The sequence below is a fragment of the Streptomyces sp. NPDC002926 genome (assembly GCF_053591755.1).
Genome location: NZ_JBSFUK010000037.1, coordinates 1 through 19,492, shown reverse-complemented (window position 1 = coordinate 19,492; position 19,492 = coordinate 1). Strand labels below are relative to the sequence as shown.

Sequence of the window (19,492 nt, the reverse complement as noted above, 5' to 3'; positions counted from 1 at the left end):
GTTCGGGGCAGGAACAGGATCGCCAGCAGGCGGCCGTAAGCAGCACGGCTTGCAGCACGGCGGTGACCGCCGGGTAGCTGGTCTCCGTATCCATGTACGGCGCCAGGGCTTCGCGTATGTCCACGCGGAGGTCCAGGCGTCCTTTGTCTCTGGCCATAGGGCCTCCAACGAGAAGAGCCACCGCGCTTGGCGGTGGCTCTTGGGTATTCGCGCTGGTCAGGCGGCCAGACGCATTTGAAAACGGATGACACCTTGCGGTGCCCGCTCGCACGGGGCGTCACTCTACTGGTGCGGCGACGGCACGGTTCAACCCATGGCCGCCGCCCGTACACAGAGCACATCCGGCAGATGGGAGGCGAGCAGCTGCCAGCTGTCGCCGTCGTCCGCGCTCGCGTACACCTCGCCGTTGCGATTGCCGAAGTAGACACCGGCCGGATCCGCGTCGTCCGTGCGCAGAGCATCCCGCAGCACCGTCCCGAAGTGGTCTCCTTCGGGCAGCCCGGCCGACAGTGCCTCCCAGCTGCCGCCCGCGTCGTTCGTACGGTAGACGCGACAGCGACGCCCCGCAGGCACCCGGTCCGCATCCGCCGTGATCGGGAAGACATAGGCCGTGTCCGGACGGTGCGGATGCGCGGCGACCGCGAAACCGAAGTCGGACGGCAGGCCCTCGCCGATGTCGGTCCACTTGGCGCCCGCGTCGTCGCTGCGGTACACGCCCCAGTGGTTCTGCAGATACAGCCGGTCCAGATCGCCCGCGTCCTGCGCGATCTTGTGGACGCACTGTCCGAACTCCGGATTGGGGTCGGGCAGGAAGACCGCCGACACTCCCTGGTTGGAAGGCGCCCAGCTGGCGCCGCCGTCCTTGGAGCGGAACACCCCGGCCGTCGACACGGCGACCGTCACGGCCTCCGGGTCACGGCGGTCGGTCACCACCGTGTGCACCGCCTCACCACCGCCCCCCGGCACCCATTGCGAGCGCGTCGGATGCTCCCACAGGGGCCGTACGAGCTCGAAGGTCTCGCCGGCGTCGTCCGAGCGGAACAGCGCGGCCGGCTCCGTGCCCGCGTACACCACGTCGGGCGTGGCGGGACCGGCCGGATGCAGCTGCCACACCCGTTCCAGGGACGCCCCGGTGTCCTTGGGGAACTTCACGGCCGGCTTCGACGGCTCGATCCAGGTCTTGCCGAGATCGTCGGAGTGGAACACGGAAGGACCCCAGTGCAGGCTGTCGCCGCCGACCAGCAGCCGGGGCACGGAACGGCGCGTATCGATCCCGATCGAGTACACGGCCTGCGCATTGAAGTGCGGGCCGTCGAACTCCCATGTGCCACCGCGCCTGCGGCCGATGAAGAGCCCTTTTCGAGTGCCTACGGTCAGAAGTACATCGGTCATGGCCGATACCTCCAGGACGTCCTTGTCTCGGATAGTGGCCAGTCTGCACCCACCCACCGACAGTGGCCCGTGGGCGGCTCTCGCGCAGGCCGGCCCGGGGGAAAGGTCCGGACGGTTCAGTCGACGACCGAGCCGGCGGTGATGTTGAGGGCTGTCGCCGTCATCGAGCGAGCCATGTCCGAGGCGGCGAAGGCAGCCACGTTGCCGACGTCCTCCAGCGAGGCCGGCCGCCCCAGCATCGTCTGTTCCGTGATCTTCTCGGTGATGACATCTCGGTACTCGAGGCCCTCGGGGACCGTCTCGGGCACGCCGCCCGTCTGGAGCGTGAGAACACGGATGCCGTGCGGGCCCAGCTCGCCGGCCAGATTCCGCCGGAGGGACTCCATGGCGCCGAACGCCACCTGGAACCCGCCGATGTTGTAGTCGCGCGGCGGGTCGCCGTAACCGCCGAAGGCGAGGATCACGCCGGACTGCTGCCGGATCATGTGCCGCGCCGCGGATCTGGAGGTCAGGAACATCGCGCGTACTGCGTTGTGCACCGGGCGCTCGAAGTCCGCGAGAGAGATTTCGGTCAGCGGCGTCCCCTGGACCTCTGAGAACGAGATGAGGCTGAAGGAGATGTCGAGGCTGCCGGCCCGCTCGACCACCGCGCGGGTGAAGCGGTCGACCGCTGCCTCGTCGAGGGCGTCGACCTGATCGGTGTCGGCCCTGCCGCCCGCGGCACGGATGGTCTCGGCCACCTCCTCCAGACTTTCGCGGGTGCGCCCGGCGAGATGGACCCGGGCACCCTCGCGGGCGAAGGCACGGGCGACCGCCCCGCCGATGCCACCGCCTCCTCCGTAGATGACGGCGTTCTTGTTCTCGAGCAGCACGATGTGCCTCCTTGGTGCTCACGTCCTCAGTGCAGACCGGCCGGGGCCCCGGAACTCATCGGTGCCCCCGGGGCGAATCCGCCGGAGCCGTGCGGCCCGCGCGGAGCGGCGGCGCGGGCGATACCGAGCGTGAGGAGGTGACAGGCCCGCGCGGCGAACGGCGCCCGGTAGCCGGGGCCGGTGGGGATGCGGGCCCGCGCGGCGTTGCCGCCGGTCGGGACATCGAGCAGATTGACGCCATGCTCCTTCGGAGGCGAGGCGAGGCGAGGCGAGGCGCACCGTGGCGTACGCCGTCCAGCCGGCCCCCTTCCGCCGTGCGGTGGCGGAGATACGGAAGACGGCGGCAGCTTCGGTTCCGCGGCCCGCGGCCGTTCATGGCGCTACTCGCGGATCTCCTGGGTGCAGCACTTCACTCCACCGCCAGCCTTGCGGAACTCGGAGAGGTCCACAGGGACGGGGATGTAGCCGCGGGCCGCGATGCCCTCCATGAGGCCCGTCGCATCCTGGGCCATCACTACATTGCGTCCGTCGGAGAGGGAGTTGAGTCCAAAGGCCAGTGCGTCCTGGCGTGTGGAGATGACGGCGTGCGGGAAGAGGGTTCTGAGTACCTTCTGGCTGCCCGCCGAGAAAGCCCCCGGGTAGTAGGCGATATTTTCGGCGTCAAGCGCGAAGAGCGCTGTGTCCAGGTGATAGAAATGCGGGTCGACAAGGTGAAGACTCACCGTCGGCGCGCCGAAGAATTCCTGGACCTCGTGATGGGCCGCGGGAAGAGTGCGGAATCCGGTGCCGGCGAGGATGTATCCGCCGACAGGGGTGAAGTCCCCTTCTCCTTCGCAGGTGTGGGACGGGACGCGCGTCTCGAATCCGGCGTTTTCGAACCAGGTCCTGTAGTGGGCGGCCTCAGGCTGCCGCTCCGGCGCGTGGAACTGCGCGCCGAACACCTTGCCGTCGAGTACGAGTGCCGAATTGGCCGCGAACACCATGTCGGGGAGGTCGGCGACCGGTTCCACCGTCTCGACGGTGTGGCCCAGTTCGCGGTACAGGGATATCAGCGTGTCCCACTGCTTTCGGGCCAGGTCGACATCGACCGGCTCCTCCGATGTCATCCAGGGGTTGATGGCGTACCGGACGTCGAAGTGCTCCGGCGGGCAGACAAGATACCGGCGCTTCTGCGCTGTACGGATGGGCGGCATCCTCGATTTCCTTTCACCGGGCTGGGGGCCACCTACCACGCTATTGAATTATCACGGACAGTGACAAGATGAATGAGTTGCGTACACCCGCAACTATGTTGCGCATATGAGGCTTTGAGCGACCACTTGTTAACCGAGTGGCGCGCAGGAGGAGGATCTGGTGCGGCGGGACAGCCGGGCAACGATCCGGGCGGGGTGGCGTGGGGCCGTTCGCTTGGGTGCCGCGGCCGATTTGAATCACGGCGACCGTCAAGCGTCCGTTTGGCGAGCTTGGCCCAGCACTCGCGTGGCGCGACGACCTCCGGGAGATGGCGGCGCGCTCGACGTTCGGGCCTTGCCGACAAGGGAAAGAACCTCTGGTTCCGCGGCTGCATCCGTAGGCCGATGGGCCATCCGCCTGAGCCAACGACGCGTACCCGTACGGGGCGCGCGTTCCATTGGACGGCAAAAGGCAAGGAGAGCTCTCCTTGCCACTCTCAACGTATAGCGCGCTGGGGGGCTTGCCGCAAGACCCGGGTCACGGCGCAGAATCGTCGGCCGATGCCACAACCTGCGGAAATGGGGGCACGACGTGCGTGTGTTGTTGTCGACGTATGGGGGACGCGGTGACGTCGAACAAGTGGTGGGACCGGCAGTGCAGTTGCGGGTGCTCGGCGCGGAGGCGCGGGGGTGCGCGCCGCCCGACTGGGCGGAGCGGCCGGCCGACTCGTCAGAGGGAAGGCAACCAGGGATGGGGACGTGCTCGACAAGAGGTTCGACAGAGTTGGAGGCGCCGGTGATTCGATCGGCCACCGCAGTGCAACGGAGCACGGCTGCCTCGGAGGTATCGCAGTGATCGAGCAGTACGTGTTGGATCTTCAAGAGGTTGACGAGACGCAGGTCGCGGTCGCCGGCGGCAAGGGCGCGCACCTGGGCGGGCTGTCGCGGATCGGAGGCATCCGTGTACCGGGTGGCTTTTGCGTGACGACGGACGCCTTCCGGCGGATCATGGCGGAAGCGCCGTCGATCGACGATCGGATCGATCGGTTGTCGCGCTTGAACCCGGACGACCGGGAGGCGATCCGCACGCTCAGCGCGCAGATTCGTCGGACCATCGAAGGGATTGCCATCCCGGGCGATCTCGCGGCGGCGATCACCCGCGCGCTCGCCCAGCGCGGCGAGCAAGCCGCCTACGCCGTCCGATCCAGCGCGACGGCAGAGGACCTGCCGACGGCCTCCTTTGCCGGCCAGCAGGACACGTACCTGAACGTCGTGGGGCCGACGGCGATCCTTCAGCACGTCAGCCGGTGCTGGGCCTCGCTGTTCACCGAGCGGGCCGTGATCTACCGCCAGCGGAACGGCATCGACCACCGTACGGTCCGCATGGCCGTGGTCGTGCAGCAGATGGTCTTCCCGCATGCGGCCGGCATCCTGTTCACTGCCGACCCCGTCACGGGCAACCGGAAGGTCGCCACCGTGGACGCCGGCTTCGGCCTCGGCGAGGCCCTGGTCTCCGGCCTGGTGAACCCGGACGTCTTCAAGGTGCGACACGGCGAAGTCGTCGCCAAGGCGATCGCCGCCAAACAGCGTGCCGTTCACGCCCTGCCGGCCGGCGGTACGCAGGAAGTGGCGATCGACTCGCAGCGGCAGGAGCAGCCGGCGCTGACGGATGCGCAGGTCGTGCGGCTCGTGCAGCTCGGGCGGCGGATCGAGGCGCACTTCGGCCGCCCGCAGGACATCGAATGGTGCCTGGTCGACGATGACTTCCAGATCGTTCAGAGCCGGCCGATCACGACGCTGTTCCCCATCCCCGGGACCGGCGACATCCCCGAGGCCGGCGACCAGGAGAACCACGTCTACGTCTCCGTCGGTCATCAGCAGATGATGACCGACCCCATGAAGCCCCTGGGGCTCTCCATGTGGCAGCTGACGGCCATGGTGCCGATGCACGAGGCCGGCGGGAGGCTGTTCGTCGACGTCACCCGACGACTGGCCTCGCCCGCGAGCCGCGCCGGTCTCCTGGACGTCGTGGGGAGAGGCGATCCGCTGGTCAGGGACGCTCTGGAGACTGTCCTCGACCGCGACGATTTCGTCCCGTCGCTCCCGGACGCGGGTCCCGGCGGGCCGCGGGCCGGCGGTGCGTCCGCCCCGATCGAGAACGATCCGGCCATCGTCACCGAGCTGATCGAGCGCAGCCAGGTGTCCATCGCCGCCCTGGAGCGCGACATCCGGACGAAGACCGGACCGGCGCTGTTCGACTTCCTGCTGGAGGCCTTCGCGGAGCACAAGCGGGTCCTGAGTGATCCGCTGAGCATGCAGGCGATCATGGCGGGGATGGAGGCCACGTGGTGGCTCAACGACAAGCTGCAGGAGTGGCTGGGCGAGAAGAACGCGGCTGACACGCTCACGCTGTCCGCCCCCGACAACGTCACGTCTGAGATGGGACTGGCGCTGCTCGATGTCGCGGACGTGATCCGCCCGCAGCCGGAGGTGGTGGCGTTCCTGCAGGGCGTCGAGGACGAGGGCTTCCTGGACGAGCTGGCGAAGCTCGCGGGCGGGACCGAAGCGCGCGACGCCATCGAGGCCTACCTCGACCGGTACGGCATGCGCTGCGTCGGCGAGATCGACATCACGAGGCCGCGTTGGCGCGAGCGCCCCACCACGCTCGTGCCCGTGATCCTCGACAACGTCAGGAACTTCGAGCCGGGCGTCGCCGAGCGGCGCTTCGAGCAAGGGCGGCAGAAGGCGCAGAAGAAGGAACAGGACGTGCTGTCACGCTTGCGGGCCCTGCCGGACGGAGACCGGAAAGCCGCCGAGGCCAAGCGGATGATCGACCGGGTCAGAACCTTCATCGGGTACCGGGAGTACCCGAAATACGGCATCGTCAGCCGCTACTTCGTCTACAAGCAGGCCCTGCTGGAGGAGGCCGAGCGCCTCGTGCAGGCCAACGTGCTTCCCGAGAAGGAGGACATCTTCTACCTCACGTTCCAGGAACTCCACGACGTCGCGCGCTCGAACCAGGTGGATGACCAGCTCATCCAGCAGCGCAAGGACGCGTTCCGGTCGTACCACGCGCTCACACCGCCCCGGGTGCTCACATCGGATGGCGAGGCCGTCACCGGGGCGTACCGGCGCGACGACGTGCCGGCCGGCGCCCTGATCGGCCTACCGGTTTCCGCCGGGACCATCGAGGGAAGGGCCCGCGTCATCCTTGACATGGCGGATGCCGATCTCGAAGCGGGCGACATCCTGGTCACTACCTTCACGGACCCCAGCTGGTCACCGCTGTTCGTCGGAATCGCGGGCCTGGTGACGGAGGTGGGCGGCCTGATGACCCACGGCGCAGTGATCGCCCGGGAGTACGGCCTGCCGGCCGTCGTGGGCGTGGAGCAGGCCACCCGGCTGATCCGGGACGGGCAGCGGATCCGCGTGCACGGAACCGACGGGTACGTCGAGATCCTGCCTTGACCGACCACACCGAGAAGCCCGCTCCGTAGCGTCGGGCCAAAACAACGCCAAGCAGTTGATGACCACCCCACGACCGCCGCCCGCAACGCGCACACGCCGACACGCGGACACGACCCGTAACTGTTCTTCACCTGGGAAGTGCCTCTTCCGCTACCACGTACAGGACCCTCAGCACGTCCTATCGTTGCAGCTCAGAGGCACTTTCTGCGTTCTCGATCACCTACCGGACAGCACCCCTCGTGAAAGCCCGAGGTTAAGCGGTATCGGGTGCGAGGCGTCCCGATCCCGCTTCCGGGCTGCCCGGCAGGAGGTGCGTGAGCACGATGAAGCTGTTGGTGGCCTTCACGAAGGACTCCGACCGGATCCGTTCGAGGATGTCTTCGAAGTGCGCGACATCAAGCGCTCGGATGTGCAGAATCGCGTCGGCGCGGCCGGTGACGGTCACGGCCGACTGGATCTCGGGATGGTTGCGGACAACCTCTGCCAGCCTCCTCGGCGGAGCGGCGTCGTCGCAGAACACCTCCACATACGCTTCGGTGTGCCAGCCCAGCGCTGCGGGCTGCACCACCGTGGTGAAGCCTGTGATCACCTCTTGCTCCCGCAGTCGGTCCACCCGGCGTTTCACGGCGGGCGCCGACAGGCCGATCGCCACGCCGATCTCCCTCAGGCTCGCCCGCGCATCCGCCATCAGCGCCGCGATGATCTTGCGGTCGAGTTCGTCCAGCTCAGCTCCGCGCCGGGACATGGAGTCATCTCCTCCGTCGGGGGTACACCGCGCGTCGCGTCACGGCCGAGCGCACATTAACCCGTCGGTGCAGCTCAGGCGCGAGGGCGGGCGGATGGCACCAGCACCTCTTGATGTCGGTGAAGTCCCCGGCCCGACCGGCGTCGTGACGAGGATTCACGCGGGGCGCGCCCGCACACCGGACGGACTGCCCCGGCGGCGGCGACAAGCAGGCCGTGTCCGGGGCATGTTGACATCGAGCGCGCTCCAAGTGATGGAATCCCGGCCACGGCAAGGGCGGCTGCCCTCGCCGCGGATCTCTGGGGGTAGGCATGACCAACACTTCCGACTCTCCTGTCACTCTGATCACGGGCGGTGGCAGCGGTATCGGAGCGGCTACAGCCCGGCGGCTGCTGGACCAAGGGCACCGGGTGACGGTCACCGGCCGCGGCGAGGAGAGGCTCAGCCGGTTCGCCGAGGAACTGGGCAAGCCGGCCGGCCTGTTGACGATCGTCGGGGACGCGGCCGACTACGAGTCGGTCAGGGCCGCCGTCGAGTCCACCGTCAAGGAGTTCGGGCGGCTGGACACCGTCGTCGCCAACGCGGGCTTCGCCACCCATGACACCCTCGCCGACGGCGACCCCGCCGGATGGCGCGAGATGGTTCTGACCAACGTGCTCGGCCCCGCTCTGCTCATCAGGGCCGCCCTGCCCGCCCTGAAGGAGACGCGCGGGCGGATCGTTCTCGTCGGCAGTGTGGCGGGCTTCGTCAACACCCCGGGCAATATCTACGGCGCGACCAAGTGGGCGGTCACCGGCCTCGCCGAGAACACCCGCCGTATGGTCACCGAGTACGGCATCGGCGTGACCCTGATCGCTCCGGGACGGGTGGAGACTCCTTTCTGGGACGCCATGGGGAGCCTTCCTCCCGGGGTGCTGCTGACCGCCGAACAGCTTGCCGAATCCCTTGTGTGGGCCATCGGGCAGCCGAGCGGCGTCGATGTCAACACCGTGGTCGTCAGGCCGATCGGGCAGCCCGTATGACCCGGCGGGCCCCGTGGATCCAGCGGATCTAGAGGTGCGCGGCGCTACCCGCCGCACTCAGCAGACCCGGCCAGTCGGCAATCTTCACGGACCGTCGGCCGAGCGTCAGTCCGAGCGCCGCCTCCGCCGCCTCGATCGCCATCCAGCCCGGCCATGGGACCGGCCGGTGCCCCGACTCCCGCAGTGCGTCCAGCGGGTCGGCGGCGACGGGGCGCAGCATGAGCGTCGCGGCGTCGTCGAGCAGCGACGTCACCGTCTCCTTGGCGCACGGCCGGTTGGTGCCGATCACTCCGGTCGGACCTCGTTTGATCCACCCGGCCACATACTCCCCGGGCGACGGCACACCGTCGCGCAGTACCCGTCCGCCGGAGTGCGGCACCGTGCCGTGCTCGGAGTCGAACGGGAGGCCCGCCGGCGGCACTCCGCGGTAGCCGACGGCCCGCAGCACCAGCTGGGCCTCGATCTCCTCGTATCTGCCGGTGCCCCGTACGCCTCCGTCGGCGTCCGGAACGGTGCGCTCGAACCGCACGCCCGCCACCCGGCCGTCCCGCTCGAGCAGCTCCACCGGACGCAGGAAGAACCGCAGATGGATCCGGCGTTCCCGCCCTGTCGGCGGCTGCCCGGCCCAGCCGCGAACGACGTCGAGATTGCGGCGGTTGACCGCCGGAAGGCCGGCGGGTGCGATTCCCGACGGATCGGCGTACGCCGGGTCCAGAGCGAGGTCCTCGGGCTCGACCTGCACCTCCGCCGCGGGCAGTGAGCCGAGCTCGCGCAGCTCCTTGGTGGTGAACTTCGCCTGCGAGGGGCCGCGCCTGCCCACCATGTGCACCTCGCGGATCCGGCTGACCGCGAGCGCGCCGAGCGCCGCCTGGGGCACATCGGTGGCGCGGAGCTCCTCCGCGCCCCGGGCGAGAATGCGGGCCACGTCGACGGCCACATTGCCGACGCCGATCACCACGGCCGAACGGGCGCCGAGCGCAAAGCCGTTGCCCGGCGCATCGGGATGTGCGCTGTACCAGGAGACGAATTCGGTGGCCGAGTGGCTGCCGGGCAGATCCTCGCCCGGCACGCCGAGCCGACGGTCCTTGGCGGCGCCCACGCAGTACACGACCGCGTGGTAGAGCTCCAGCAGCCGCCCGGGATCCAGGCCGTGCGTGCCCACTTCCACATTGCCGATGAAGTCGATCCGCTCGTCTTCGAGCACCGTGCGCAGATTGTTCTGCAGGGACTTGATCTTCTCGTGGTCGGGCGCGACCCCGTAGCGCACGAGTCCGTACGGGCAGGGGAGCCGGTCCAGGACGTGCACTCGCACATCCGGCACCCGACTCTGCTGGACAAGGGACTGCGCGGCGTAGACCCCACTGGGTCCCGATCCGACGACGGCGACGCGAAGCACAGCTGCGCTCCTTCCCACAGGGGGATTCCAGCATCGCACCGGTGGGCGGGGATGGGGGAGATGCGCTAACGGGGTGTGTTGCGGCGTCATGGCGTGCGTGCCGCCACAGAGGGTGACCATTTGCCTGGTTACGTGCTAATTATGCAAGAAACTACGTTTCTTAACGCTAATGATCAGTATGACTCGTTTGAGGCATTTCCATATCCGCCGGTGTGGGAGTTGCAGGGGTGCGGCACGGTCGCCTGTGGAACGGGACTGGTCCGGGGGGCGTACGAGGCCGCCCCGCCCTGGTTCAACGTGCGGCTGACCTTCGCCGACGGCGCCCGGATCGATGTCCTTGCCGTCGTCACCGACGGACGGATCGCCATCGAGGACCTGCGCGCGGACCCGCCGCTGCCGCTGGAGGGCTTCGCCGTGCTCGCCGACCGGATCGAGGATCCGCTCGAGGACGCCTGCCGGGTGACCGTGGAGCAACCCGGTACCCGGCAGACGGCACCGGTCGCGGCCGGTGCCGCCGGGCGGGCGGACGCGCCATCGCCCGGCCGTCGTCGGGCCCGCCCCTCGGTGCCGCGCGGCAGTGCCGGCCGAAGGCTCGCGGCCGACGTCTACCGGGCCGCGCAGCAGGACGGGCGCGATCCCGTGCTCGCGGTGATGGGCGCCACCGGGCGGAGCCGCCGCAGGTCCCTCCGGCTCATCGCCGGCGCCCGGGACGAGGGTTATCTCGCGCCGCGCCACAACCGCCGCCGCGCCGACCCCGCGCGGACGCTCGGCCCGGTGCGCGTGCCCGACGCGGTGCACGCGCCAGACACGGTGCACGCGCCCGACGCGGTAGAAGTGCTGCTCACATCGAACGCATCCGGTTGATCTCGCTCGTCTGCTGCGCGATCACATCGTTCGCCATCTCCTCGACCAGGACGTTGTTCCCGTCCGAGAGGACTTCGGTGGCCATGGTGAGCGCACCCTGATGGTGGGTGATCATCAACTTCAGGAAGAGTTCGTCGAACGCCGTGCCCTTCGCGGCGCGCAGTTGGGCCAGTTGGGCCGGGGTGGCCATTCCGGGCATTGCGCCCCGACCGTGGTCATGACCGCTCTTCCCCTTCGCCCCGCCGTTGTTTTTGAGCCACCCCTGCATCGCGGCCATCTCCGGCTTCTGCGCCGCGGATATGCGCTCCGCCAGCCGCTTGACCTGCGTGGATCCCGCGCGCTCCGGCGCCAGTGCGGTCATCTGCAGTGCCTGGCCGTGGTGCGTGATCATCATGTGTGCGTAGGAGAAGTCCGCCGCGTTGGGGGTGTCGTCCGGGGCGGCCTTCGCGGCCTCCTCCGCCGAGAGTGTCCTGGCCGGCTCGCCAGGTTTCCCGGGTGCCACTACGGACGGTCCCACTGCCCCCTTGGCCTCGGCGGGGGCATCGGAGTCCGACTCGCAGGCGCCCAGGGCGAGTACGGCGGCAGTGACCGCTGCCGCGACGACGGACCTGCGGACATGCGCGGTCCTACGGCGGTTCAACACGGTGACCTCCTGAGGCACTTGGGGTTTTTGGGGACCGTCCTAGCACGCTTCCGCACACCGTTGATCAGAAACTTTCATTACGTCTCTGTTGCCATCTGTTGAGATGTACATGGAAAGGAAGATACTGCCGAGGTCCGTGAACCGTTCAACTCCGAACGGATACAAGGGAGGACGCAGTGACCCTGTTGCACACCACCCGAGTGCGGCGCAGACGTCTGGGCGTGGCGGCAGCCGCGGCCGGGCTCCTTGCCACCCTGCTGACGGCCGGACCCGCGGTCGCCACACCAGACCCCGGGGACGCGCCCGCCCGGGCGAAGGTCTCCTCGGAGCAGGCCGCCGAAGCCAGATCGGCCATCGAGAACGGCGAGATACCCCCCGTCGACGCGGTCGTCCACAGCGACAACGTCGAGCACCTCACCAACATCCCCAAGGACGCCCTCAAGGGCACCAATTCGGACCTGGCCTTCCAGGGCAAGTACGCCTTCGCGGGCAACTACGACGGCTTCCGGATCTTCGACATCAGCAACCCGAGGGCCCCGAAGACCGTTTCGCAGGTCCTGTGCCCCGGATCGCAGAACGACATCTCGGTCTCCGGTGACCTGCTCTTCCTCTCCACCGACTCCTCGCGCAACGACAACTCCTGCAACAGCGTCTCGCAGCCCGCGACGGAGAAGTCGTCCTGGGAGGGCATGAAGATCTTCGACATCAGCGACAAGGCCAACCCGAAGTACGTCGCCGCAGTCGAAACCGCGTGCGGATCGCACACGCACACCATCGTGCCGGAGCGTCGCAACGTCTACATCTACGTCTCCTCCTACTCGCCGAGCGTGACCTTCCCGGACTGCCAGCCGCCGCACGACGGAATCTCCGTCATCAAGGTGCCGCGCAAGGCCCCCGAGAAGTCGGCGATCGTGAACTTCCCGGTGCTCTTCCCGGGCGAGGGCCCCGACGGCGGCGGCAACCCGGGCTCGCCCACCAACCCCGGCGTCTCCAAGACCACCGGCTGCCACGACATCACGGTGCTGCCGTCCAAGGACCTGGCCGCCGGCGCCTGCATGGGTGACGGCATCCTGTTCGACATCGAGGACCCGGAGCACCCGAGGGTCATCGACCGCGTCCAGGACAACGTCAACTTCGCGTTCTGGCACTCGGCGACCTTCAATCAGCGGGCCAACAAGGTCGTCTTCACCGACGAGCTCGGTGGCGGCGGCGCGGCCACCTGCAACGCCCAGATCGGGCCGAACCGCGGCGCCGACGGCATCTACGACATCGTCGGCAAGGGCGACCGTCGCAAGCTGGTCTTCCGCAGCTACTACAAGATCGGCCGCTACCAGGCGGACACCGAGAACTGCGTGGCCCACAACGGCTCACTCATCCCGGTCAAGGGCCGCGACATCATGGTCCAGGCCTGGTACCAGGGCGGCGTCTCGGTCTGGGACTTCACGAACTCCTCGAAGCCCAAGGAGATCGCCTACTTCGAGCGGGGCCCGCTCAGCGCGGACACGATGTCGACCGGCGGTGCCTGGTCGGCGTACTACTACAACGGCTACATCTACGCGAATGACATCGCCAAGGGCTTCGACGTGCTGAAGCTCGACGACCGTCGGACGAACGCGGCGAAGCGGGTGCGGATGCACGAGCTCAACGTGCAGACCCAGCCCGACTACTTCGACGACTTCGACCACTGATCCCGGAACTCCTGACGTGTTCCGCCGGGCGGCTCGGTGTCCGGCGGAACGCCGAGTTCCCAGTCCAGCCCGTACCTCTGGAACAACTCCGCACGCAGCCGTGCTCGTGGCATCGGTGCGCCGGGCAGCAGCAGCGCGAAGACCGCGCCCATCAGCAGGGCGCGCAGCAGCGGGTAGTCGGCGTCGACATCGGGTGATCCGTACCGCTCCATCGTGTCGCGGAGCAGGAACGCGAGGCGCTGCTGCTCCGGGCACTGCACAAAACCCTCTGCCTGCAGAACACCCGACATATGGGTCCGCATCAGCAGCGGATGGTCGACCGTCAGCCCCAGAATCGCGTCGATCGCGCGTGCCAGCCGCTCCCGCCCGTCATCGGTGCGCGGCTCGTGTTCGAGCGCCGCCTCGAGCGTGAGGTGCATCAAGCGGTGCACGGCCGACTGCAGGAGCTGGCGCTTTCCGGGGAAGTAGTACGAGACCAGTCCGCGCGCCGAGCCCGCCCGGTCGGCGATGTCGGCCAGCGTGGTGGCCTCGTATCCGCGCTCTCCGACGAGCTCCACCGTCGCCTGCAGAAGCCGCTCCCGCGAACGCCGACGAAGCTCTTCATTGACCGATGCGCTCCGCGGGGACATGATTTACTCCTGCGTTGACTGGCTTCGAGCCAATATACTCAGGGCGTCCCACTGCGAGGCCTCACGGCCTGGTCAGCGGGGTGCTGCCCGAACCGGACGACGCGGGGGATCGTCCGGTTCGGGTGGCTTTGTTGTGCCTTCATTGTGCCTCCGCCGCTGTGGGTCTCAGCCGATGAGCCCGATCACCGGCCGCAGTCCCGTCGGCCGTTCCGCCACCGGAAGATGGTCCACGAAGTGGACCGCGCAGCCCAGATCCGCGGCCCCGCCGTCCGCCCGCCGGTCGTCGCCGACCATCAGCACCTCGCGCGGGTCCTGCCCCAGAGCCTCGCAGGCGGTGCGGAACAGCCGCGGATCGGGCTTCTGTACGCCGTGCTCGTACGACAGCACATACGCGTCCACCAAGGCGTCCAGACCGTGGGCGCGGAAGACCGGCCGCAGATCCCAGCCGATATTGCTGACCACCGCGACGCCCATGCCCCGCTCCCGCAGCGCGCTCAGCACCTCGCCGGCATCCGGATAGGGGCGCCAGGCCGCGGGCTCCCTGTGGCGGTCGTACAGCGCGTCGTACAGGCCCGCGTCCGGCAGCTCCACCTGCCGGGCGAGACCGGTGTACGCGGCCCGGTGCCGCTCCGTGCTTTGGTCGCGGGTCGCCCACAACTCCGTGAGATGTGGCGGCACGTGCTGCGGGAAGGACCCACCGGGCAGTGCCCCGGCCGCCTCCAACTCATCCGCGTAACGGGAGAGTTCGGCTTGGGGGAGCACACTGCCACGCGCGTCGAGGACCGCGCTCAGCCAGTCCCGCACGGACTCGATTCGGAAGAGCGTTCCGGAGAAGTCGAAGAGCACACTCTTGATCGCCATGAGCGCGATCCTTTCCGTCTCAGCGCCCCCGGGACAAGACCACCCGCTCGTACGCGGCAGCCGACAGGGCCACCAGACACGCACCCATCAGCCAGCCGCCCAAAACGTCCGAGGGCCAGTGAACGCCCAGCCAGATCCGGGTCAGGCCCGCTCCGGCGACCGATACGACCCCGGCCGCGACGCTCCAGTGCCACAGCCGCCCCTCCACGCCGTGCCGCCTGAGCTGCCACAGCAGCAGACCGCAGGTGACCATGGCCGTCATCGCATGACCGGACGGGAAGGCCGCGAAGTGGGCCGAGTCGACCGGATCCGGCCAGTGCGGCCGCTCCCGTCCGACAGCGGACTTCAGACCCTGCTGTACGAGCGTGCCGACCGCGCTCGTCACGGCGACCCACAGCGCCGGCAGCCGCTCTCCCCGGCACCACAGCCACACGACCGCCGCGGCGATCAGGGCGCGCATTGTCCACGGGTCCCACACCCAGTCGGTGAGCACCCGGTTCACCCTGGTGGGCCCCGGTTCGTTCACCGCCCAGCTGTGCAGCCCGTCGGCGACCGTACGGTCGAAGGAGAGGAGAGGCGCCCAGGAGACCGTGACAAGAACCAGCAGTGCCACGGACACGGCGGCGAGCGCCGCGCCCGTACGGGCCGGTGTGGTGACCGGGTCGTGTGCCGGGGGAGTGGGGGGCGCCGGGCGGGGGGAGCTCATGGGGGTGATCCTCGCCGCAGAGCGGCCCACCGGGCTAACCCAGCGCGCGCAGGGCCGGGACGAATGCCACCAGCAGTGGAACCAGCGGCACCAGTGCGGCGGCCGCGGTCAGCCGCAGTTTGCGGCCGGCGGTGAGCCGTGGTGCCGGCGTCAGCAGCCGGTTGACGCGGTGCGGCAGTTGGGTGTCCGTCGTGGGGCAGGGCCCGAACACCCCGCGGTCCTCATTGAGTTCGACCAGGGCCAGCGCGATGGTGCGTCGGCCGAAGCGCTTCGACGCGACATCGTCGGCGGCCAGCTCGACCAGCCGGTGCATTTCGTCGCGGAACGCCGCGAACACCGGGATCTGCGGAAAGCCGTTGGCCAGTGCGGCCGAACAGTGCAGCAGCCAGTCGTGCCGCGCCTGCGCGTGCCCCTGCTCGTGGGCCAGTACCGCGTCGAGCTGACGGCCCTTCAGCCGGCGCAACGCGGCTGTGGTGATGACCAGTTGGGGTGCCGTGCCGGGCAGCCACCAGGCGTCGGGCCGCTCGCCCTCCAGGACGACCAGCGGTTCGCCGCCCGGGTCCTCGCCCGGCAGCAGCGGGGATCGCACTAGAAGGTCGGTGCGCCGCCGCCTGCGCCGCACCTGGGTCCGGTGGATCTCCCGGGTGAGCATCGCGCCCGTCCACAGGCCGCCGCAGGCCAGGATCACGGCGAGCACGGCGGACCACGGTTCGTTCGCTCCGAGGGCGTAGGCCTCGACCACACCGTGCGGTGCGCCCGCGAAGACGTGACCCCGTACGAACTGCCAGGCCGCGGCCGCACTGAAGATCATGGAGAGCGCGAAGCACAGCAGCACGGACGCCACCACGCACTGCCACACCCACAGCGCCACCACGGGCTCGCGCTCCGGCCAGTCGGCACGCGACACAAGTCGCGGGGCCACGACGGCGGCCAGTGCGCCGAGCAGCAGGAGCACGAGGGAGACCAACATGGGCGACAGCCTATGAGCGTGCGGCTACTTGCGGGTATGGCCGCGCAAGCCAAGTGACGCAGGACACGGTTTCGGCGCTGGGGGTGGGCGGACCGCGCGCCGTTCAGAGGGCGAACAGCATCGCCAGCATGGCGATACCCATGGCGAGCCTGCAGGCGAGCGCCAGCTCGGGCTGGGCGCCCCAGGCGACGGTCGCCGTCGCCGCGCCGCCCGCAGGGGCCGGCACGGGCATCAGCCGCAGGCCCGAGCGCAGGACATACACCGTGTAGTACGCCAGCAGCGCGCCGGTGAGCAGCGGCACACCGGCGGACGCATGACCGGTGTGGCCGCCGCCCGGCGCCATCGCCACCGCCATGTAGACCATCGCGAGCGAGCCGACGAGATGGTGCAGATGCCGGGTGCCGCGCCGGGCCGGCCACAGCGCGTGCAGCGCGGCCACGCCGAAGACCGCGGCGTACACCGTCCAGGTCCACTCCGGCACCGCGAGCACGGTGGCGGGCACGGCCATCGCGGCCATCCCGAAGCCCATCAGTGCCTCACCGCCGGCCGCCTTGCGTGCCGCCCCGGAGCAACTGCGCATCCGCGCAAGGCAGTACGCGCCGGTCGCCCCGCACAGCGCCACGAGCAACCAGCCGGACATCGCAGGTCCGTGCACGGCGCACCTCCCCCTTCGACGGTGTCGAGAGGTCGATGCCCGGCGCTGCGTGACCTACGCGAGCGCACGGGGGTACACGGGGAGCACACCCGGAAAGCGCGCCCGCCCCTCCAGCGCGCCTGCACCCGTCGGCCGGCGGCCGGGGTGCTCACTCTTCCGGCGCCCCCCCGGCAGACGGACGGTCGCGGTGCTCACGGGGCGGAAGCGCACTCACGGGCGGTCGCGGTGCTCACGGGGCGGAAGCGCACTCACGGGCGGTACCGCAGCGGATGGTCGGCCGGCACCTCGACCAGCACGATGCGGTGACCGTCCGGATCGGCGATCCACATCTCGATCAGCCCCCAGGGTTCGCGTCGCGGCGGCCGCAGCACCTCGACACCGCGCCCCGACAGCTCTTCGTACACCGCTGTCACGTCCGCTACCTGGAGCCACAGCCGCACGCCGGGCGAGGGCGCCGCCGCCCGCCCGGAGACCTCGAGATAGCCGCCGCCCAGGAAGTACACCGTGCCCCGCTCGGGACCGGTGCCGAACTCCCGGTAGACCGGCAGGGCCAGCGTCTCGCCGTAGAAGCGCCGCGACCGCTCAGGATCGGACGGGCGAAGCAGGATCCGGCTGCTCAGCACATGCACCATGCCCCGGACCCTAGGCCGAACAGCCGGGTTAGTCTCGTCGGACACTTGCACGCAACGGAGAACGGACAGCTACACCATGGACACCGCACCACCCAGGGTCTCGGGCGAGCTCACCTACCGTGACGCCGTCGAGGCCGATGTGCCGGTACTTGTTCAGCTGATCGAGTCCGCCTACCGCGGCGACTCGAGCCGGAGCGGCTGGACCACCGAGGCGGACATCCTCGAGGGGCAGCGGACCGACGCGGAATCCGTGCGCGAGGTCGTCACTGCTGGTGGCAGCACCCTCCTCGCTGTGGAGCGCGACGGCGAGGTGATCGCCTGCTGCCAGCTCGAACATCGCGGTGACGCTGCCTACTTCGGCATGTTCGCGGTCCGCCCCGGGCTGCAGGGCGCGGGCCTCGGCCGGCAGATCATCGCCGAGGCGGAGCGCGTCGCGCGCGAACGCTGGGGTGTGCGCGAGATGCAGATGACCGTGATCTCGGTCCGTGACGAGCTGATCGCCTGGTACGTGCGCCGCGGTTACCGCCGTACGGGAAAGCTGAGCCCCTTCCCGTACGGCGACGAGCGCGCCGGCCTCCCGCAGCGCGACGACCTCGTCTTCGAGCTGCTGGTGAAGGAACTGTCCTGACAGGACAGGCGCAGGAACTGCGCTAGGCCGTGAACCGGCCCGTGCGCCGGATCTCGGGGAAATCGGTGGTCGCGCCGTCCAGCTCGAGGGCGCGCACCAGCCGCAGATGGTCCTGGGTGTTCACCACCCAGCCGATCACCCGCAGCCCTTCGCCGTGCGCGTGCTCGACGGTCTCCAGGGTCAGCCTGCGGATGTTCAGCGCGAGGGAGGCGGCGCCCACCGCCTTCGCGCGGTCCACGACGTCCGCGCCCCAGCGGCCGGCGATGAGCACGGTGCGCACACCCGGCACCAGCGTGGCGATCTCGGCGATCGCGTCGTCGTGGAAGGACGACACCTCGACGCGGTGGACGAGATCGCGGCGGCGCAGCACCTCGGCGAGTGCCTGGGCCGCGGCCACGTCCTTGATCTCCGCCTGGAGCGGCGCCCGTACGGCGTCGAGCACCTCTTCGAAGACCGGTACCCGTTCGCCGTCGCCCGCGTCGAGCTCCCGCAGCTCGGCGAGGGTCTTGTCGGCGATCGGACCGCTTCCGCCGGTCGTACGGTCCACGTCGGCGTCGTGCATGACGACGAGGGCGCCGTCCTTGCTGAGATGCAGATCCAGTTCGATGGCGTCCATACCGGCCTGCTCGGCGCGGATGAAGGAACGCAGGGTGTTCTCCGGCTCGACGCCCATGACCCCGCGATGACCGATGGTGAGGAAAGTCAAGATTCTCTCGCTTTCGTCGACGGCGGCTCCCGCGCGCGGCGCATCCTGGCACCGGCGCGGCAAGTTCGCAGCCTAACGGCCCGCTTGCGCGATGGAACCGGTCACGCGCGGCCCGTTGGAGGGGTTCGCTCCGGCCTCCGGGGTCCCCGGGAAAAAACCGGTGATGAGCGCTGTGACAAGGGCGGCCGGGGTGCTCACGCGGTACGGCTCCGGGGCGAGGCGGGCCGGCCGGACGCGTCCGTCCTACCGGCGGCGGCCGTGCGCCGCGAGGCGCGTCACTCGCTCGTGGGCGCGTCCGTCCTGGATTGACGCGGCAGCGCCCGCGGCCGGCCGGCCGCGGGCGCGGGGGGCCGTGGGGGTGGGGGGCAGGCACGGTGGGGTCTGTCGGTAACCAACGCACAAAACCGAGCCGACCGCAAAACATTAGGTGAACAAGGGGTGGG

General features: G+C 69.5%; 18 protein-coding genes and 1 pseudogene. 5 read left to right on the top strand and 14 right to left on the bottom strand.

Annotation, left to right across the window (positions count from 1 at the left end; translation table 11 throughout):
* Positions 1 to 306: 306 nt before the first annotated feature.
* The 4 genes and pseudogenes from ACWDZ6_RS30315 to ddaH all read right to left on the bottom strand — a co-directional run bounded on the left by ACWDZ6_RS30315 (position 307) and on the right by ddaH (position 3,457).
* Positions 307 to 1,392: a WD40/YVTN/BNR-like repeat-containing protein gene (locus ACWDZ6_RS30315; protein WP_366735573.1), complete on the bottom strand. Its 1,086-nt coding sequence runs from the start codon at positions 1,390 to 1,392 to the stop codon at positions 307 to 309.
* 116 nt (positions 1,393 to 1,508) lie between these two features.
* Complete coding sequence (locus ACWDZ6_RS30310) at positions 1,509 to 2,264, bottom strand: SDR family NAD(P)-dependent oxidoreductase (protein ID WP_451505375.1); 756 nt, start codon at positions 2,262 to 2,264, stop codon at positions 1,509 to 1,511.
* Between the two features lie 146 nt (positions 2,265 to 2,410).
* Positions 2,411 to 2,600: pseudogene (locus ACWDZ6_RS30305) on the bottom strand (NADH:flavin oxidoreductase/NADH oxidase); the annotation flags it as partial.
* Positions 2,601 to 2,644: 44 nt separating this feature from the next.
* Positions 2,645 to 3,457 (bottom strand): dimethylargininase, encoded by an 813-nt coding sequence (ddaH, locus tag ACWDZ6_RS30300; RefSeq protein WP_451505374.1) that lies wholly within the window; start codon positions 3,455 to 3,457, stop codon positions 2,645 to 2,647.
* 831 nt (positions 3,458 to 4,288) lie between these two features.
* Between ddaH and rph the strand changes: the two genes are divergently transcribed.
* Positions 4,289 to 6,904, top strand: a complete 2,616-nt coding sequence (gene rph, locus ACWDZ6_RS30295) for a rifamycin-inactivating phosphotransferase (protein WP_451505373.1) — start codon at positions 4,289 to 4,291, stop codon at positions 6,902 to 6,904.
* A gap of 253 nt (positions 6,905 to 7,157) precedes the next feature.
* Here the strand turns inward: rph and ACWDZ6_RS30290 are convergent, their stop codons facing one another.
* Positions 7,158 to 7,649 (bottom strand): Lrp/AsnC family transcriptional regulator, encoded by a 492-nt coding sequence (locus ACWDZ6_RS30290; protein ID WP_326648242.1) that lies wholly within the window; start codon positions 7,647 to 7,649, stop codon positions 7,158 to 7,160.
* Positions 7,650 to 7,960: 311 nt separating this feature from the next.
* Between ACWDZ6_RS30290 and ACWDZ6_RS30285 the strand changes: the two genes are divergently transcribed.
* Entirely contained in the window at positions 7,961 to 8,671 is a 711-nt protein-coding gene (locus ACWDZ6_RS30285; protein ID WP_451505372.1) for an SDR family oxidoreductase, read from the top strand.
* 28 nt (positions 8,672 to 8,699) lie between these two features.
* Here ACWDZ6_RS30285 and ACWDZ6_RS30280 read toward each other — a convergent pair whose 3' ends face one another.
* Positions 8,700 to 10,067 carry an FAD-dependent oxidoreductase gene (locus tag ACWDZ6_RS30280; protein ID WP_451505371.1) on the bottom strand — a complete coding sequence of 456 codons (1,368 nt, stop codon included), beginning with the start codon at positions 10,065 to 10,067 and terminating at the stop codon, positions 8,700 to 8,702.
* Positions 10,068 to 10,277: 210 nt separating this feature from the next.
* Between ACWDZ6_RS30280 and ACWDZ6_RS30275 the strand changes: the two genes are divergently transcribed.
* On the top strand, positions 10,278 to 10,931 hold the full coding sequence (locus tag ACWDZ6_RS30275; protein ID WP_451505370.1) for a DUF6214 family protein: 654 nt from the start codon (positions 10,278 to 10,280) through the stop codon (positions 10,929 to 10,931).
* On the opposite strand, the gene ACWDZ6_RS30270 is transcribed toward ACWDZ6_RS30275, so the two are convergent.
* Positions 10,909 to 11,574, bottom strand: a complete 666-nt coding sequence (locus ACWDZ6_RS30270; protein WP_451505369.1) for a DUF305 domain-containing protein — start codon at positions 11,572 to 11,574, stop codon at positions 10,909 to 10,911. The two genes, ACWDZ6_RS30275 and ACWDZ6_RS30270, sit on opposite strands and share 23 nt — an antisense overlap.
* Positions 11,575 to 11,750: 176 nt before the next feature.
* Here ACWDZ6_RS30270 and ACWDZ6_RS30265 point away from each other — a divergent pair, with 176 nt between their 5' ends.
* Positions 11,751 to 13,262 (top strand): LVIVD repeat-containing protein, encoded by a 1,512-nt coding sequence (locus tag ACWDZ6_RS30265; protein WP_326648237.1) that lies wholly within the window; start codon positions 11,751 to 11,753, stop codon positions 13,260 to 13,262.
* On the opposite strand, the gene ACWDZ6_RS30260 is transcribed toward ACWDZ6_RS30265, so the two are convergent.
* The 6 genes from ACWDZ6_RS30260 to ACWDZ6_RS30235 all read right to left on the bottom strand — a co-directional run bounded on the left by ACWDZ6_RS30260 (position 13,238) and on the right by ACWDZ6_RS30235 (position 17,715).
* Positions 13,238 to 13,891 carry a TetR/AcrR family transcriptional regulator gene (locus ACWDZ6_RS30260; protein ID WP_451505368.1) on the bottom strand — a complete coding sequence of 218 codons (654 nt, stop codon included), beginning with the start codon at positions 13,889 to 13,891 and terminating at the stop codon, positions 13,238 to 13,240. The genes ACWDZ6_RS30265 and ACWDZ6_RS30260 overlap by 25 nt on opposite strands.
* 165 nt (positions 13,892 to 14,056) lie before the next feature.
* Positions 14,057 to 14,752: an HAD family hydrolase gene (locus ACWDZ6_RS30255; RefSeq protein ID WP_451505367.1), complete on the bottom strand. Its 696-nt coding sequence runs from the start codon at positions 14,750 to 14,752 to the stop codon at positions 14,057 to 14,059.
* 19 nt (positions 14,753 to 14,771) lie between these two features.
* Positions 14,772 to 15,458, bottom strand: a complete 687-nt coding sequence (locus ACWDZ6_RS30250; RefSeq protein WP_451505366.1) for a phosphatase PAP2 family protein — start codon at positions 15,456 to 15,458, stop codon at positions 14,772 to 14,774.
* A 34-nt stretch (positions 15,459 to 15,492) separates the two neighbouring features.
* Positions 15,493 to 16,428 carry a M56 family metallopeptidase gene (locus ACWDZ6_RS30245; RefSeq protein ID WP_366736147.1) on the bottom strand — a complete coding sequence of 312 codons (936 nt, stop codon included), beginning with the start codon at positions 16,426 to 16,428 and terminating at the stop codon, positions 15,493 to 15,495.
* Positions 16,429 to 16,531: 103 nt separating this feature from the next.
* The gene (locus ACWDZ6_RS30240; RefSeq protein WP_451505365.1) at positions 16,532 to 17,083 is read right to left on the bottom strand and encodes a DUF5134 domain-containing protein; all 552 of its coding nucleotides are present in this window, start codon (positions 17,081 to 17,083) and stop codon (positions 16,532 to 16,534) included.
* A gap of 248 nt (positions 17,084 to 17,331) precedes the next feature.
* Entirely contained in the window at positions 17,332 to 17,715 is a 384-nt protein-coding gene (locus ACWDZ6_RS30235; protein ID WP_366736149.1) for a VOC family protein, read from the bottom strand.
* A 76-nt stretch (positions 17,716 to 17,791) separates the two neighbouring features.
* Here ACWDZ6_RS30235 and ACWDZ6_RS30230 point away from each other — a divergent pair, with 76 nt between their 5' ends.
* A complete protein-coding gene (locus tag ACWDZ6_RS30230; RefSeq protein WP_451505364.1) occupies positions 17,792 to 18,343 on the top strand; it encodes a GNAT family N-acetyltransferase in 552 nt (183 codons plus the stop codon).
* A gap of 22 nt (positions 18,344 to 18,365) precedes the next feature.
* Here ACWDZ6_RS30230 and ACWDZ6_RS30225 read toward each other — a convergent pair whose 3' ends face one another.
* Positions 18,366 to 19,049, bottom strand: a complete 684-nt coding sequence (locus ACWDZ6_RS30225) for a glycerophosphodiester phosphodiesterase (protein ID WP_451505363.1) — start codon at positions 19,047 to 19,049, stop codon at positions 18,366 to 18,368.
* Positions 19,050 to 19,492 lie beyond the last annotated feature (443 nt).

Excerpts from the sequence above, each read along its gene's own strand:
- ACWDZ6_RS30230 (WP_451505364.1), top strand. The coding sequence starts at position 17,792 with ATGGACACCGCACCACCCAGGGTCTCGGGCGAGCTCACCTACCGTGAC.
- ACWDZ6_RS30235 (WP_366736149.1), bottom strand. The coding sequence starts at position 17,715 with ATGGTGCATGTGCTGAGCAGCCGGATCCTGCTTCGCCCGTCCGATCCT.
- ACWDZ6_RS30255 (WP_451505367.1), bottom strand. The coding sequence starts at position 14,752 with ATGGCGATCAAGAGTGTGCTCTTCGACTTCTCCGGAACGCTCTTCCGA.
- ACWDZ6_RS30245 (WP_366736147.1), bottom strand. The coding sequence starts at position 16,428 with ATGTTGGTCTCCCTCGTGCTCCTGCTGCTCGGCGCACTGGCCGCCGTC.
- ACWDZ6_RS30285 (WP_451505372.1), top strand. The coding sequence starts at position 7,961 with ATGACCAACACTTCCGACTCTCCTGTCACTCTGATCACGGGCGGTGGC.
- ACWDZ6_RS30250 (WP_451505366.1), bottom strand. The coding sequence starts at position 15,458 with ATGAGCTCCCCCCGCCCGGCGCCCCCCACTCCCCCGGCACACGACCCG.
- ACWDZ6_RS30290 (WP_326648242.1), bottom strand. The coding sequence starts at position 7,649 with ATGTCCCGGCGCGGAGCTGAGCTGGACGAACTCGACCGCAAGATCATC.
- ddaH (WP_451505374.1), bottom strand. The coding sequence starts at position 3,457 with ATGCCGCCCATCCGTACAGCGCAGAAGCGCCGGTATCTTGTCTGCCCG.
- ACWDZ6_RS30315 (WP_366735573.1), bottom strand. The coding sequence starts at position 1,392 with ATGACCGATGTACTTCTGACCGTAGGCACTCGAAAAGGGCTCTTCATC.
- ACWDZ6_RS30260 (WP_451505368.1), bottom strand. The coding sequence starts at position 13,891 with ATGTCCCCGCGGAGCGCATCGGTCAATGAAGAGCTTCGTCGGCGTTCG.